The sequence below is a fragment of the Streptomyces sp. S6 genome, assembly GCF_054880855.1.
Genome location: NZ_JBTYMC010000052.1, coordinates 17,082 through 32,383, shown reverse-complemented (window position 1 = coordinate 32,383; position 15,302 = coordinate 17,082). Strand labels below are relative to the sequence as shown.

The 15,302-nt window shown below is 69.6% G+C and carries 12 protein-coding genes and 1 pseudogene; 9 read left to right on the top strand and 4 right to left on the bottom strand.

Translation table 11 applies throughout. The features are described 5' to 3' along the window. Window positions 1–150: pseudogene (locus tag ACVNF4_RS10300) on the bottom strand (hypothetical protein); the annotation flags it as partial. Here ACVNF4_RS10300 and whiA point away from each other — a divergent pair. The 9 genes from whiA (at window position 139) to pgi (ending at window position 10,993) form a co-directional block, all read left to right on the top strand. After that, a complete protein-coding gene (gene whiA / locus ACVNF4_RS10295) occupies window positions 139–492 on the top strand; it encodes a DNA-binding protein WhiA (protein ID WP_461802415.1) in 354 nt (117 codons plus the stop codon). The pseudogene ACVNF4_RS10300 and the gene whiA sit on opposite strands and share 12 nt — an antisense overlap. Before the next feature lie 210 nt (window positions 493–702). Further along, window positions 703–3,657, top strand: a complete 2,955-nt coding sequence (locus ACVNF4_RS10290; protein WP_461802414.1) for a M14 family metallopeptidase — start codon at window positions 703–705, stop codon at window positions 3,655–3,657. A 237-nt stretch (window positions 3,658–3,894) separates the two neighbouring features. Next, entirely contained in the window at window positions 3,895–4,905 is a 1,011-nt protein-coding gene (gene gap, locus ACVNF4_RS10285; protein WP_461802413.1) for a type I glyceraldehyde-3-phosphate dehydrogenase, read from the top strand. Between the two features lie 121 nt (window positions 4,906–5,026). Then, window positions 5,027–6,238, top strand: a complete 1,212-nt coding sequence (locus ACVNF4_RS10280) for a phosphoglycerate kinase (RefSeq protein ID WP_461802412.1) — start codon at window positions 5,027–5,029, stop codon at window positions 6,236–6,238. A 5-nt stretch (window positions 6,239–6,243) separates the two neighbouring features. Then, on the top strand, window positions 6,244–7,020 hold the full coding sequence (gene tpiA, locus ACVNF4_RS10275) for a triose-phosphate isomerase (RefSeq protein ID WP_461802411.1): 777 nt from the start codon (window positions 6,244–6,246) through the stop codon (window positions 7,018–7,020). Between the two features lie 123 nt (window positions 7,021–7,143). After that, the gene (secG, locus tag ACVNF4_RS10270) at window positions 7,144–7,380 is read left to right on the top strand and encodes a preprotein translocase subunit SecG (RefSeq protein ID WP_461802410.1); all 237 of its coding nucleotides are present in this window, start codon (window positions 7,144–7,146) and stop codon (window positions 7,378–7,380) included. A 251-nt stretch (window positions 7,381–7,631) separates the two neighbouring features. Next, window positions 7,632–7,919, top strand: a complete 288-nt coding sequence (locus ACVNF4_RS10265) for an RNA polymerase-binding protein RbpA (protein WP_461802417.1) — start codon at window positions 7,632–7,634, stop codon at window positions 7,917–7,919. A 127-nt stretch (window positions 7,920–8,046) separates the two neighbouring features. Then, a complete protein-coding gene (locus ACVNF4_RS10260; RefSeq protein WP_461802409.1) occupies window positions 8,047–9,273 on the top strand; it encodes an MFS transporter in 1,227 nt (408 codons plus the stop codon). A gap of 70 nt (window positions 9,274–9,343) precedes the next feature. Beyond that, window positions 9,344–10,993, top strand: coding sequence for a glucose-6-phosphate isomerase (pgi, locus tag ACVNF4_RS10255; protein WP_461802408.1), 1,650 nt, complete (start codon window positions 9,344–9,346; stop codon window positions 10,991–10,993). 711 nt (window positions 10,994–11,704) lie between these two features. Here the strand turns inward: pgi and pgl are convergent. From pgl to zwf, 3 genes are read right to left on the bottom strand one after another with little or no spacing between them, the layout of a single operon-like run. Next, the gene (gene pgl, locus ACVNF4_RS10250) at window positions 11,705–12,487 is read right to left on the bottom strand and encodes a 6-phosphogluconolactonase (protein WP_461802407.1); all 783 of its coding nucleotides are present in this window, start codon (window positions 12,485–12,487) and stop codon (window positions 11,705–11,707) included. Next, the gene (gene opcA / locus ACVNF4_RS10245) at window positions 12,484–13,776 is read right to left on the bottom strand and encodes a glucose-6-phosphate dehydrogenase assembly protein OpcA (RefSeq protein ID WP_461802406.1); all 1,293 of its coding nucleotides are present in this window, start codon (window positions 13,774–13,776) and stop codon (window positions 12,484–12,486) included. The genes pgl and opcA overlap by 4 nt, the downstream gene beginning before the upstream one ends. After that, entirely contained in the window at window positions 13,773–15,296 is a 1,524-nt protein-coding gene (zwf, locus tag ACVNF4_RS10240) for a glucose-6-phosphate dehydrogenase (protein ID WP_461802405.1), read from the bottom strand. Before zwf ends, opcA begins: the two co-directional genes overlap by 4 nt. Window positions 15,297–15,302: the final 6 nt, after the last annotated feature.

Below are 15,302 nucleotides of genomic sequence, written 5' to 3'. Positions count from 1 at the left end.
GACGGCCATCTGGTCACCGTCGAAGTCCGCGTTGAACGCGGTGCAGACGAGCGGGTGGATCTGGATGGCCTTGCCCTCGACGAGCTGCGGCTCGAAGGCCTGGATGCCGAGTCGGTGCTGGCCTGGGAGGAGCGCCGGATGCGGCGCGAGGTGCGGGCCACCGCGAACCGCCTCGCCAACTTCGACGACGCGAACCTCCGCCGCTCGGCGCGGGCCGCCGTCGCCGCCGGGGCCCGCGTGCAGCGCGCCCTGGAGATCCTCGGCGAGGAGGTCCCCGAGCACCTCGCGGCGGCCGGCCGGCTGCGCATGGACCACAAGCAGGCGTCTCTGGAGGAGCTCGGCGCCCTCGCCGACCCGCCGCTCACCAAGGACGCCGTCGCGGGCCGGATCCGCCGGCTCCTGGCGATGGCCGACAAGCGCGCCACCGACCTCGGCATCCCCGGCACGGAGGCCAATCTCAGCGACGAGATGGCCGACAACCTCGCGGGCTGACACCGGGCGTCGCCTTCACGGGCGGCGCCTCACCGGGCAACCTCTCTGCCCCGAACCCTCTCTGACGCTCCGTCACCCACCCCTCGGGGACTGACCCGTACGGGTGACTTGCCCCCGAGGCGCCCTTGACGGGGGAACTGAGTGTCATGAGCCTGGCACGTGTTCGCGGGGATGCCGTGGATGTCGTGCGATCAGGGCATAGGGGAGTTCATGAGACGCAGAACCAGATCGATCCTCGCGGTAGGGGCGCTGCTCGCGGGCGGAGCCGTGGTGGCGCCGATCGCGCAGGCGCAGCCGGGGCAGGCCAGGAGCGGCGGGGACGAGGTCAAGGTCTTCCGCGCCGAAGTGACCAAGGCCCAGGTGCCGTTGCTGCTCGCGGCGGGCCAGGACGCACAGGAACTCAGCTCGTCCGTGCCGGCGACGGGCAAGGCCGTCGTCGAGGTCTATCTGACCGACGGTCAGGCGAAGACGCTGGAGGGGCAGGGCGTCGGCCTCACCGAGCACGCCCTCTCCGCCAAGGCCCTGCGCCGGGTCGAGGCCGCGGGGGACGGGGTGTTCCGGCCGTACAGCGGAAAGGGCGGGCTGAAGGAGGAGATCGTCAGGACCGGGCAGCGCAACCCCGGTCTCACGAAGGTCGTCTCCATCGGCAAGACGGTGAACGGCCAGGACATCCTCGCGCTGAAGCTCACCAAGGGCGCGAAGCAGAGCAAGGACGGCAGCAAGCCGTCCGTCCTGTACGCGTCCAACCAGCACGCGCGTGAGTGGATCACCCCGGAGATGACCCGGCGGCTGATGCACTACTACCTGGACAACTACAAGACCGACAACCGGATCAGGAAGATCGTCGACACGACCGAGCTGTGGTTCGTGCTGTCGGCCAACCCCGACGGCTACGACTACACGTTCAAGGACTCCACGACCCGCCTGTGGCGCAAGAACCTGCGCGACGTCAACGGCGACGGGGTCATCTCGAACGGCGACGGCGTCGACCTGAACCGCAACTTCGCCTACAAGTGGGGCTACGACGACGAGGGTTCGTCCCCGGACCCCACGAGCGAGACCTACCGCGGTGTGCGCCCGTCCTCCGAGCCCGAGACGAAGGCGCTGGACGCGTTCGAGAAGCGGATCGGCTTCTCCTACGCCATCAACTACCACTCCGCGGCCGAACTGCTGCTGTACGGCGTCGGCTGGCAGGTCGCCACCGACACCCCGGACGACGTCGCCTACAAGGCGCTCGCCGGCACCCCCGCGAAATCGGCGGTCCCCGGCTACCACCCGCAGGTGTCCTCGGAGCTGTACACCACCAACGGCGAGGCGGACGGCCACGCGTCGAACGTCAACGACGTCGCGATGTTCACCCCCGAGATGTCGACCTGCCAGACGGCCTCGGACCTCGACCCGAACGACCGCTGGAACGCGGCCGACTGCCAGTCCGTCTTCAACTTCCCGGACGACGAGAAGCTGATCCAGGGCGAGTTCAAGAAGAACATCCCCTTCGCGCTCTCCGTCGCCGAGTCCGCCGCGACCCCGGACCGCCCGAAGTCCTCGGTCGGCATGACCGCCGCCGACTTCACGCCCGCCCCCTTCGCCACCTCGTACTCCCGCGGCGCGGCCCAGGAGGTCTCCGTCGTCGTCCGCAAGGCGCTGCGCCACAAGCAGCTCAACTACCGTGTCGACGGCGGCCGTACGCACAGCACGGCGCTGAAGGCGTGGAAGGGCGGCGAGACGTACGGCGGGCACGACAACCTGTACTTCGACGCGTACCGGGCGAAGGTCAAGGACGGCCGCCCCGGTGACAAGGTCCAGGTGTGGTTCACCGGCACGACGACGGCCGGGAAGCGCGTCGCCAGTGGCAAGTTCACCTACACGGTCGCGAAGCGGGCCGCCGCCGACACCCTTGTCGTCGCCGAGGAGGGCGCCAAGGCCACGCAGGCACAGAAGTACGTCGACGCGCTGAAGGCGGGCGGCCGCAAGGCGGTTGTGTGGGACGTCGCGACGCAGGGCGTGCCGGACGCGCTCGGGGTGCTCAAGCACTTCCGGACGGTCGTCCACTACACCGGCGCGGCCGTTCCCGGTAACCCGACCCAGCTCCAGCTGCGCGCCTTCCTGAACGAGGGCGGCAAGCTCGTCGAGGCCGGTGAGCGGGCCGGCGGCACGGTCGACCTCGGCGGCGGCAACCCCTCCGACGACTTCAGCCAGTACTACCTGGGCGCCTACTCGCGCACGTCCGCCCCCGGGGCCACCGGCTTCACCGGCGCGGGCCGGCTGAAGGGCTTCACCGGACCGCTGGCCGGCGCCCCCGGCAACCCGCTGGACCAGGCCGGCGCCTACGCGGTCACCTCCGACGAACTCCCCGCCGCCAAGTACCCCCAGTTCGCGAGCGCGGGCGCGGGCAAGTACGCCGGGGCCGTCAACCCCTACGGGCCGTACGCGGGCTCGTACATGGCCGCCGCCGTGCACACCGACAACGCCTACGACCGGCTGACCCGGACCGTCGACCTCACCTCGGTCACCGCCGCGCAGGCGCCCACCCTGAAGGCCCGGCTGTTCTGGGACACCGAGAAGGGGTACGACAACGCGCTCGTCGAGGCGCACACCGTCGGCGGCGACGACTGGACGACCCTGCCGGACAAGGGCGGCAGGAGCGGCACCGCCGTACCCGCGGAGTGCGGCGGGGGCTTCTACCTCGCGGCGCACCCCTGGCTGAAGCACTACCTGACCCTGACGGGCGGCGCCTGCGCGAACACCGGGACCTCCGGCGCGTGGAACGCCTTCACCGGCACCTCCGACGGCTGGCAGCCGGTCGAGTTCGACCTCTCCGCGTACGCCGGGAAGAAGGTCGAGCTGTCGTTCGCCTACGTCTCCGACCCCGGTACCGGCGGCCACGGCCTGTTCCTGGACGAGACCGCCCTCACCGCGACCGGCACGGCCACCCAGACCGAGGGCTTCGAGACGTCGCTCGGCGCCTGGCAGGTCACCGGGCCCCCGGCGGGCAGCCCGCCGGTCCTGAAGAACTGGGCGCGCACCGGCGCCCTCTTCCAGACGTACGGCGCCGTCACCACCAAGGACACCGTGCTGCTGGGCTTCGGCCTGGAGCACCTGCCCTCCGCCGCGGACCGCAAGGCGCTCATCGGAAAGGCCCTCGCCTCACTTGAGAGGCGATGAGAGGTCTCGGCGGCCTGGTCAAGGGCGCACTGTGACTCGTAACCGAATCGTGTGACAAGGTTTCCCGAGTCCTGGCGGTCCGTACCCCTACTGGGGGGTACGGACCGCCTCGCCGCGTATGGCACGACTCGATGTCACCGCCGCCCGCATCGGGAGGTAGGGTCGGGGTTGGTCGGGGACATCCCAAACTCAGCTCGCCGGCGACGAAGGCCGGCGTACCAACGAGGAGATCGGTTCGTGACGATCCGCGTAGGCATCAACGGCTTCGGCCGCATCGGCCGCAACTACTTCCGCGCGCTGCTGGAGCAGGGTGCGGACATCGAGATCGTGGCGGTCAACGACCTGGGTGACACCGCGACCACCGCTCACCTGCTCAAGTACGACACCATCCTGGGCCGCCTCAAGGCCGAGGTGTCGCACACCGAGGACACCATCACGGTCGACGGCCACACCATCAAGGTCCTCTCCGAGCGCAACCCCGCCGACATCCCGTGGGGCGAGCTGGGCGTCGACATCGTCATCGAGTCCACCGGCATCTTCACCAAGAAGGCCGACGCCGCGAAGCACATCGCCGGCGGCGCGAAGAAGGTCCTCATCTCGGCCCCGGCCAAGGACGAGGACATCACCATCGTGATGGGCGTCAACCAGGACCAGTACGACGCGGCCAACCACCACGTCATCTCCAACGCCTCCTGCACCACCAACTGTGTGGCGCCGATGGCCAAGGTTCTCGACGAGAACTTCGGCATCGTCAAGGGCCTGATGACGACGGTCCACGCGTACACCAACGACCAGCGCATCCTGGACTTCCCGCACTCGGACCTGCGCCGCGCCCGCGCCGCCGCCGAGAACATCATCCCGACCACGACCGGTGCCGCCAAGGCCACCGCCCTGGTCCTGCCCCAGCTCAAGGGCAAGCTCGACGGCATCGCGATGCGCGTCCCGGTCCCCACCGGCTCCGCCACCGACCTCGTCGTCACCCTCCAGCGCGAGGTCACCAAGGACGAGGTCAACGCCGCGTTCAAGAAGGCCTCCGAGGACGGCCCCCTCGCGGGCTTCCTGGCCTACACCGAGGACGAGATCGTCTCCTCGGACATCGTCAGCGACCCGGCCTCCTGCACCTTCGACTCCTCCCTGACCATGGTCCAGGAGGGCAACACGGTGAAGATCCTCGGCTGGTACGACAACGAGTGGGGCTACTCCAACCGCCTCGTCGACCTCACGGTCTTCGTCGGCGGCCAGCTCTGATCACCGCCTGACGAGCAGGGCCCGGGGCAGCACGCGAGGAAGCGCTCCCCGGGCCCTGACGTGCGTCACCGCACCTCTACGATCAAGAGCCCCTCAGCCCCCTGTCCTCCTGGAGACTGCATTGAAGACGATCGACGATCTCCTCGCCGAAGGCGTGTCCGGCAAGCGTGTCTTCGTGCGCGCCGACCTCAACGTCCCGCTGGCCGACGGCCTCATCACCGACGACGGCCGCATCCGCGCCGTCCTGCCGACCATCAAGGCCCTCGTCGAGGCGGACGCCAAGGTCGTCGTCGCCTCGCACCTCGGCCGCCCCAAGGGCGCCCCGGACCTCACGTTCTCGCTGCTGCCCGCCGCCGAACGCCTCGGTGAGCTGCTCGGCGCTCCCGTGGCCTTCGCCCAGGACACCGTCGGCCCCGCCGCCCACGACGCCGTGAACGGCCTCGAACCCGGCCAGGTCGCCGTCGTCGAGAACCTCCGCTTCAACGCGGGCGAGACCAGCAAGGACGACACCGAGCGCGGCGAGTTCGCCGACCAGCTCGCCGCCCTCGCCGACGTCTACGTCGGGGACGGCTTCGGCGCGGTGCACCGGAAGCACGCCTCCGTCTTCGACCTCCCCGCGCGCCTCCCGCACTACGCCGGCTACCTGATCGCCACCGAGGTCGGCGTCCTCAAGAAGCTCACCGAGGACGTCGCGCGCCCCTACGTCGTCGCGCTCGGCGGCTCCAAGGTCTCCGACAAGCTCGCCGTCATCGACCAGCTCCTCGGCAAGGCCGACCGCATCCTCATCGGCGGCGGCATGGCCTTCACCTTCCTCAAGGCGCAGGGCCACGAGGTCGGCGCCTCGCTGCTCCAGGAGGACCAGATCCCGGCCGTCACCGAGTACCTGGAGCGCGCCGAGAAGCAGGGCGTCGAGCTGCTCGTCCCGATCGACGTCGTCGTCTCCACCGGCTTCCCCGACCTCAAGGCCAAGGCCCCCACCGAGCACGCCGTCGTCGACGCGAGCCGGATGCCCGAGGGCAGCCTCGGCCTCGACGTCGGCCCGGGGACCGGCGAACTGTACGCGTCCAAGCTCGCCGACGCCGCGACCGTCTTCTGGAACGGTCCCATGGGCGTCTTCGAGCACCCCGACTACGCCGAGGGCACCAAGGCGGTCGCCCAGGCACTCATCGACTCGGACGGCTTCACCGTCGTCGGTGGGGGAGACTCCGCCGCCGCCGTGCGCACGCTCGGCTTCGACGAGAACGCGTTCGGCCACATCTCGACCGGCGGGGGCGCTTCCCTCGAATACCTGGAGGGCAAGACGCTTCCCGGTCTCGCCGCACTGGAGGACTGACCCCGATGACCACCCGCACGCCGCTGATGGCGGGCAACTGGAAGATGAACCTCAACCACCTTGAGGCCATCGCCCACGTCCAGAAGCTCGCCTTCGCCCTGGCCGACAAGGACTACGAGGCCGTCGAGGTCGCCGTCCTCGCGCCCTTCACCGACCTGCGCTCCGTGCAGACCCTGGTCGACGGCGACAAGCTGAAGATCAAGTACGGCTCCCAGGACATCTCCGCGCACGACTCCGGCGCCTACACCGGCGAGATCTCCGGCCCCATGCTCGCCAAGCTGAAGTGCGCCTACGTCGCCGTCGGCCACTCCGAGCGCCGCCAGTACCACGCCGAGGACGACACCGTCGTCAACGCCAAGGTCAAGGCCGCCTTCAAGCACGGGCTCACCCCGATCCTGTGCGTCGGCGAGGAGCTCGACGTCCGCGAGGCCGGCAACCACGTCGCCCACACCCTCTCCCAGGTCGAGGGCGGGCTGAAGGACGTCGCCGCCGAGCAGGCCGAGACCGTCGTCATCGCCTACGAGCCCGTCTGGGCCATCGGCACCGGCGAGGTCTGCGGCGCCGGGGACGCGCAGGAGGTGTGCTCCGCGATCCGCGCGAAGCTCGCCGAGCTGTACGACCAGGAGCTGGCCGACAAGGTCCGCATCCAGTACGGCGGCTCCGTGAAGTCCGGGAACGTCGCCGAGATCATGGCGCAGGCCGACATCGACGGCGCGCTGGTCGGCGGGGCCTCCCTCGACACCGACGAGTTCGTCAAGATCGTGCGGTTCCGGGATCAGTGAGTAGGCCCTAGCGGCTATTCGTCGTACCCTGGCGGGGGTCGTGACCAAAAATCTGGGCAGTGCGCCTAAGAAATGATCACGACCCCCGTAATCCAGTCAGAATCCGAGGAAGTTGGTCCAGCCGTGGTTTTGGGGTTCTCGATCGCCCTGATCGTCTTCAGCCTGCTGCTGATGCTGCTCGTGCTGATGCACAAGGGGAAGGGCGGCGGCCTCTCCGACATGTTCGGTGGCGGCATGCAGTCCTCCGTCGGTGGCTCCTCGGTCGCCGAGCGCAACCTCGACCGCATCACCGTCGTGGTCGGTCTGCTCTGGTTCGCCAGCATCATCGTCCTCGGTCTGCTCATGAAGTCGAACAGCTGAGCAGCGTCCCGCAGCACATACGCACACAACGCCCCATGTTCGGTGCGCGCCTTGGAGCGCGGCCTATCATGGGGCTTGCGTCTGTGTGCGGTAACTCCAACCACTGGACGCGCGTTGGGCATTGGTCTTACGTAGACTGAGGCGCTCGCAGCGGAGCGAAACGCCGACTCGCTTCGCGGCACCATCACGCAGGGAGTTACACCGTGGCAAGTGGCAACGCGATCCGAGGAAGCCGGGTCGGGGCGGGGCCGATGGGCGAGGCCGAGCGGGGCGAGTCCGCGCCCCGACTGCGCATCTCCTTCTGGTGCTCCAACGGGCATGAGACGCAGCCGAGTTTCGCGAGTGATGCGCAGGTGCCGGATACGTGGGACTGTCCTAGGTGTGGGTTTCCCGCGGGGCAGGATCACGACAATCCGCCGGCTCCGCCGAAGACTGAGCCGTACAAGACGCATCTCGCGTATGTGCGGGAGCGGCGGAGTGACGCGGATGGGGAAGCGATCTTGGCTGAGGCTCTCGCCAAGTTGCGGGGGGAGATTTAGATCCACTGTGGGTGCCGTGGTCTGCCGGTTTTAGGCTGCGGCGCCGTTGTGGTTTTGCGCAGTTCCCCGCGCCCCTGGCTATCTCAGCTCAGCCCGCATTGTCAGTGGTCGTCTCTACTGTTTGACCATGACTGGGTTCCGGCGGTTGTGGGCCGCTTCTGTTGTGTCGCGGTTCGGGGATGCGTTGCGGAGTACCGCTCTGCCGTTGGTGGCTGTGCGGGTTACGGATGATCCGGTGGTGATTGCTTCGGTCACTGCTTGTGGGTATGTGCCGTGGTTGTTGTTCGGGCTGGTGGGTGGGGCGTTGGCCGATCGGGTGGATCAGCGGCGGGCCATGTGGGTGGTGGATGTGGTGCGGGGGGTGCTGGTGGCGGGGTTCGCTGTGGTGGTGGCGCTCGGGGAGGCTTCTGTCGGGGTGTTGTTGGGGCTTGCGTTTGCGTTGACGACGCTTCAGACGCTGTTCGACAACGCGTCCACCGCGCTGCTGCCTTCGGTGGTGGAAAGAGATCAACTCGGCACCGCCAACGCCCGGTTGATGACGGGTCAGCAGATCGCCGGGGGGCTGGTGGCGGGGCCCGTCGTGCCCTTGCTCGTCGTGGCGGGGATGGCCACGCCGTTCGTGGTGGACGCGCTCAGTTACTTCGTGGCGGCCGGGCTCATCGCCTCCCTGCGGGTGCGGCCCGTCGAGCGGGAAGCGCGGGCCGGGGGAAGCACCTTGCGGGGGGAGATCGCCGAAGGGGTACGGGTGTTGTGGCGGGACCGGGCGCTGCGGGCGATCTGCGTGGCCACCCTGCTGTGCAACATCGGGATGGGCGCGCTGATCGCGACCCTGGTACTGGTCGTCACCCGATGGCTGGACGCGGGGGACGCCGGGTTCGCCGCCGCGATGACCGCGTACTCCGCCGGATCGATCGCCGGCGGGTTCGTCGCACAGCGCGTCGCACGGCGGCTGGGGAGGGCGCGGGCGCTGCTGTGGGGAGGGACGGTCCAGGTGGCCTCGCTCGTCGCCATGGGCACCGTACGGCACCTGGGCGCGCTGCTCGTGGGGATGGCGCTCCTCGGATTCATGGGCATGGTGTGGAACGTCAACCAGGTGACGCTCATGCAGGAACGCGCTCCCGATGCCCTGTTGGGCCGGATCGCCGCCGCCTTCCGCACCGCCTCCACCGCGGGTGCGCCGGTCGGCGCGCTGGCCGGCGGAGTGGTCGCCCGGGGGCTCGGGCTCAACGCGCCCGTCCTGTTCGCCGCCGCCCTCTTCGCGCTCGCCGTCGTCTCGTTGATACCCGCGGGCAAGGCGGACGTATCTGTTGTTGCGCCGCAGGACGGCGTGACGTCGGGGCGGGTGCCGGGGTGATCACCTAGGTTGGCATCCGTACAGCAGCCGTGCGGCAGCCGTACGGCAGCTCAGGAAAGGCGAGTTCGAGATGAACGCAGACGGCCGGGTCCGGCTCAACCAGTTGCCCGAGTGGGCGGCTCTCGTCAAGCACCGTGAGGAGTGGGGCGGGACCGGGTTGCGGGAACTGTTCGACGCGGACCCCGGGCGGGGGGAGGGGTACCGGCTGCGGGTCGGGGATCTGTACGTCGACTACTCGAAGCACCTCGTGGACGACGAGACGCTGACGCTGCTGCGTGAACTCGCCGTCGCCACCGACGTGTTCGGGCTGCGGGACGCGATGTTCCGGGGCGAGAGGATCAACGTCACCGAGGACCGCGCCGTCCTGCACACGGCGCTGCGGGCGCCCCGGGACGCGGTCGTCGAGGTCGACGGGGAGAACGTCGTGCCGGGTGTGCATGCCGTGCTCGACAAGATGGAGGGGTTCGCCGAGCGGGTGCGCGGCGGGGAGTGGGTCGGGCACACCGGGCGCCGGATCCGCAACGTCGTCAACATCGGGATCGGGGGGTCCGACCTCGGGCCCGCGATGGCGTACGAGGTGCTGCGCAGCTTCACCGACCGGGCGCTCACCGTGCGGTTCGTGTCCAACGTCGACGGGGCCGATCTGCATGAGGCCCTGCGGGATCTGGATGCCGCCGAGACGTTGTTCATCGTCGCGTCCAAGACGTTCACCACGATCGAGACGATCACCAACGCGACGTCCGCGCGGGCGTGGCTGGTGGAGGCGCTCGGGGACGACGCCGCTGTCGCCAAGCACTTCGTCGCGCTGTCGACCAACGCGGGGAAAGTCGCCGAGTTCGGGATCGACACGGTCAACATGTTCGAGTTCTGGGACTGGGTCGGGGGGCGGTACTCCTTCGACTCCGCGATCGGGCTGTCCCTGATGATCGCGGTCGGGGGCGCGCGGTTCCGGGAGATGCTGGAGGGGTTCCGGGTCGTCGACGAACACTTCCGGACCGCGCCCGCCGAGGCCAACGTGCCGTTGCTGCTGGGCCTGTTGGGGATCTGGTACGGGAACTTCCACGGGGCGCAGTCGCATGCGGTGCTGCCCTACTCGCATTACCTGTCCAAGTTCGCCGCGTATCTTCAGCAGCTCGACATGGAGTCCAACGGGAAGTATGTCGGGCGGGACGGGCACGAGGTCGAGTGGGAGACCGGGCCCGTCGTGTGGGGGACGCCGGGGACCAACGGGCAGCACGCGTACTACCAGTTGATCCATCAGGGGACGAAGCTGATTCCCGCGGACTTCATCGGGTTCGCCGAGCCGGTGGGGGAGATGAGTGGGCGGCTCAAGGCGCAGCACGATCTGCTGATGGCCAACTTCTTCGCGCAGACCCAGGCGTTGGCCTTCGGCAAGACGCCGGAGGAGGTTCGGGGGGAGGGGGTTGCCGAGGAACTGGTCGCGCACAAAGTGTTCAAGGGGGATCGTCCGACGACGACGATCCTCGCGGGGCGGCTGACGCCGTCTGTGCTGGGGCAGCTCATCGCGTTGTACGAGCACAAGGTGTTCGTGCAGGGGGCTGTGTGGGGGATCGACTCCTTCGATCAGTGGGGGGTCGAGCTGGGGAAGGTGCTCGCGAAGCGGGTGGAGCCGGCGTTGACGGAAGGGGCTGAGGTGGAGGGGCTGGACTCTTCTACGCGGGCTCTTGTGGGGGTGTATCGGGAGCTTCGGGGGCGTTGAGATCGGGGACCGGGGTGGGGGGTTCTGTTGGCGGCCGGCTGCGGGTGCGTTTGTGGCTGGTCGCGCAGTTCCCCGCGCCCCTGAAAGATGGGGTGCTGTTCGATGTCCGGTGCGGCGCCATCGTGGTTTTGCGCAGTTCCCCGCGCCCCTAAGAGAGCGGGTGCTGTTCGATGTCGGGTACGGGTCTAGAACATTGACGCAACCCTTTGAGCGGTTTTGGCATCTAGTGAGGTGGCAGGACTTTTTCTGGGAGGGGTCGTTGTGAGAAGTGTTGGTCGGTGGGGGGCCTTGGTGGCCGGGGTCGGTGTTGTGGCTCTTGCTGCTGGGCCTGCGTATGCCAAGGGGGACATCTCTGTTTCCGCGCCTCGTACTGCCGTGGTCGGGAAGGCGTTCAAGGTCAGTGCGCGGGGGGACGATGACGCCGCGCGGTATCTGCGGATATGTGTCGAGGCGAAGAACGGGACCAAGGTCTGGCGGCAGGTCGGGTGTGGGGCTGTGGTGCGGCGGGGTGGTCCTGAGGGGCGGGTCAGCGTTGGGGTGAAGGCTGTGCGGCGGGGTGGCCTCCAGGTCCGGGGTGTGATGTGGGGGCTCAAGAGCGTGCACGACCGGCATCCTGTGCGGTGGAGGACGTCCGGGGTTGTGACCGTGCGCGTGCGGTGATCCGACGACTGAGGGCCCCGTCCGTTCGGACGGGGCCCTCAGTTCTTCTTGCTATGCCGTTGCCGGCGGGTACAGCGAGCGCGGGAGTTGGGACGCTGCCGGCTGGTCCAGGAGCCAGAGGGTCCTGGTGCGGCCGTGCGCACCCGCGGCCGGTGCCTGGATCTCGCCGGCGCCGGAGAGGGCGATGGCGGCGGCCTCGGCCTTGTCCTCGCCGGCCGCGAGGAGCCAGACCTCCTTGGCCGCGCGGATGGCGGGGAGGGTGAGGGTCACTCGGGTGGGCGGGGGCTTCGGAGCGCCTTGGACGCCTACCACCGTGCGGGATGTCTCGCGGACCGCGGGGAACTCCGGGAACAGGGACGCCACGTGGGTGTCCGGGCCGACGCCCAGCATGAGGACGTCGAAGGAGGGGACGGCGGCCGGGGACTCCAGATCCGCGGCCCGCGCCAGTTCCTCCGCGTACGCCTCCGCCGCCGCCTCCACGTCCGACCCGTACTCGCCGTCGGACGCGGGCATGGCGTGCACACGCTTCGGGTCGAGGGGGACGGCGTCGAGGAGGGCCTCGCGGGCCTGGGTGACGTTGCGGTCGGGGTCGCCCTCGGGGAGGAAGCGTTCGTCGCCCCACCACAGGTCGAGCCGGGACCAGTCGACGGCGTCCCGGGCGGGGGCCGTGGCCAGCGCGGCGAGGAGGGCGTTGCCGTTGCGGCCACCGGTGAGGACGATCGACGCGGAACCCCGGGAGGACTGCGCGTCGACGATCTTCGTGATGAGGCGGGCCGCGGCGGCCTGCGCCATCAGCTCCTTGTCGCGGTGGACGACCAACTGGGGTGTGTTCACGGGGTGATGGCCTTCCTCACCGGCTCCGGCGTTTCGGCCGGTAGTACGGGAGCTTTCGCAGTCGCCGGGGGAGCGGCGGGAGAGGTTCCTCCGACCCCTCCTGCGACGACCCCTCCTGAGACGCCCCCTCCGAGGGCTCCACCCGTGGCTCCGGCAGCCTTATCGTCAGCCGCGCCGCTTTTTCGCGCTCCCTCGACAGGGGCAGCGGTACCGGCAGCACCTGAACCGGCACCGGTACCCGCAGCACCGGCACCAGAAGAACCCGCGTCCTTCACCACCGCCACCGGCTCAGCGACCGTCGGCGCAGGGATCGCCGCCACCGCACGCCGCGTCACCGCAGGCGCCGGGAACGCCGTCGACACCGACGAGTTCAGCCGCTCCACCCCGAACCGCAGGGCGGACGCGTACGTGTCGTCCGGGTCCAGCCGGCGCAGCTCCTCCGCGATGAGGTCGACGGTGTCCCGCCGTTTCAGCGCGACGGGCCGGTCGGGCTGGCCGTGGACGGAGAGAGTGGCGACCGTGCCGTCGGGACGGGCGAGGGCGATCGGGCCCGTGTCCGTCGACATGCGGACGGCGGTGAGGCCCGGCCCCGCCGACAGGGTGCGTCGGACCGGGACGTCCAGCCGGTCCGCGAGCCACATCGCCAGCAGCTCGCAGCTCGGGTTGAACTCCTCGCCCTCCACCTCGACGGCCGTCACCTCGCAGACGACCTGGTCGAGAGCGGCGGCCAGCATCGAGCGCCAGGGCGTGATGCGGGTCCAGGCGAGGTCGGTGTCGCCGGGGGCGTACGACTTCGCGCGGGCCGTCAGCTCGCGGACGGGCTGCTCGGCGGCGAACGAGTCGGTGACCCGGCGTTGCGCGAGCGCGCCGAGCGGGTCGTTCGCCGGGTCGACCGGCGCGTCCACCGGCCACCACGCCACGACCGGCGCGTCCGGCAGGAGCAGCGGCAGGACGACGGACTGGGCGTGGTCGGAGACCTCGCCGTGCAGCCGCAGGACGACCGTCTCGCCGGTGCCCGCGTCGGCGCCGAGCAGGATCTCCGCGTCGATCCGCGACTGTGTGCGGTCGCGCGCGGAGCGGGAGACGCGGCGGATGACGACGATGGTGCGCGAGGGGTGCTCGCTGGACGCGTCACCGGCCGCCTTGAGGGCGTCGTACGCGTTCTCCTCGTCGGTGACGATGACCAGGGTGAGGACCATGCCGACGGCCGGGGTGCCGATCTCGCGGCGGCCCCTGACCAGGGCCTTGTTTATCTTGCCGGCGGTGGTGTCCGTGAGGTCGATCTTCATGGGCGGCGCCAGCTCCTTCCCTCGCGGGCGAGCATTTCGTCGGCCTCGGCGGGTCCCCAGGTGCCCGCCGCGTACTGGGCCGGCTTGCCGTGGGTGTCCCAGTACTCCTCGATCGGGTCGAGGATCCGCCAGGACAGTTCGACCTCCTCGGTGCGCGGGAAGAGGTTCGAGTCGCCGAGCAGGACGTCCAGGATGAGGCGCTCGTACGCCTCCGGGGACGACTCCGTGAAGGACTCGCCGTACGCGAAGTCCATGGACACGTCCCGGATCTCCATCGACGTGCCCGGCACCTTGGAGCCGAAGCGGACGGTGACGCCCTCGTCGGGCTGGACGCGGATGACGATCGCGTTGGAGCCCAGCTCCTCGGTGGCCGTCGTGTCGAAGGGGGAGTGCGGGGCGCGCTGGAAGACGACCGCGATCTCGGTGACCCGGCGGCCGAGGCGCTTGCCGGTCCGCAGGTAGAAGGGGACGCCCGCCCAGCGGCGGTTGTCGACCTCGACCTTGATCGCGGCATAGGTGTCGGTCTTCGACTCCTTGTCGATGCCGTCCTCTTCGAGGTAGCCGATGACCTTCTCGCCACCCTGCCAGCCGGCCGCGTACTGGGCGCGCACGGTGTCGCGGCCCAGGTCCTTCGGCAGCCGGACCGCGCCGAGCACCTTGGTCTTCTCGGCGGCGAGCGCGTCCGCGTCGAAGGACGCGGGCTCCTCCATCGCCGTCAGCGCCATCAGCTGGAGCAGGTGGTTCTGGATGACGTCGCGGGCGGCGCCGATGCCGTCGTAGTACCCGGCACGGCCGCCGATGCCGATGTCCTCGGCCATCGTGATCTGCACGTGGTCCACGAAGGACCGGTTCCAGATCGGCTCGAACATCGTGTTGGCGAAGCGCAGCGCCAGGATGTTCTGGACGGTCTCCTTGCCGAGGTAGTGGTCGATGCGGAAGACCTGGTCGGGCGCGAAGACCTCCTCGACCGTGGTGTTGAGGTCCTCGGCGGACTTCAGGTCGTGGCCGAACGGCTTCTCGATGACCGCGCGCCGCCACGAACCGCGCGACTGGTCGGCGAGCCCGTGCTTCTTCAGCTGCTGGATGACCACCGGGAACGCGCCCGGCGGCACGGACAGGTAGAAGGCGAAGTTGCCGCCCGTGCCCTGCGCCGCGTCCAGTTCCTGGATCGTGTCGCGCAGCCGCTCGAACGCCTCGTCGTCGTCGAAGGTGCCCTGCACGAAGCGCATCCCCTGGATGAGCTGCTGCCAGACCTCCTCACGGAACGGCGTACGGGCGTGCGCCTTGACGGCGTCGTGGACCTCGGCCGCGAAGTCCTCGTGCTCCCACTCCCGGCGGGCGAACCCGACCAGGGAGAAACCCGGCGGAAGCAGACCCCGGTTGGCGAGGTCGTACACGGCCGGCATCAGCTTCTTACGTGACAAGTCGCCCGTGACACCGAAGATGACAAGGCCCGACGGCCCCGCGATACGCGGGAGCCGTCGGTCTGCCGGGTCACGCAGCGGATTGCTGCTCGACAAGGGAAA

Coding starts and splice junctions, on each gene's coding strand:
- tpiA (WP_461802411.1), top strand. CDS start 6,244: ATGACCACCCGCACGCCGCTGATGGCGGGCAACTGGAAGATGAACCTC.
- opcA (WP_461802406.1), bottom strand. CDS start 13,776: ATGAAGATCGACCTCACGGACACCACCGCCGGCAAGATAAACAAGGCC.
- ACVNF4_RS10260 (WP_461802409.1), top strand. CDS start 8,047: ATGACTGGGTTCCGGCGGTTGTGGGCCGCTTCTGTTGTGTCGCGGTTC.
- whiA (WP_461802415.1), top strand. CDS start 139: ATGCGGCGCGAGGTGCGGGCCACCGCGAACCGCCTCGCCAACTTCGAC.
- pgi (WP_461802408.1), top strand. CDS start 9,344: ATGAACGCAGACGGCCGGGTCCGGCTCAACCAGTTGCCCGAGTGGGCG.
- ACVNF4_RS10290 (WP_461802414.1), top strand. CDS start 703: ATGAGACGCAGAACCAGATCGATCCTCGCGGTAGGGGCGCTGCTCGCG.
- ACVNF4_RS10265 (WP_461802417.1), top strand. CDS start 7,632: ATGGGCGAGGCCGAGCGGGGCGAGTCCGCGCCCCGACTGCGCATCTCC.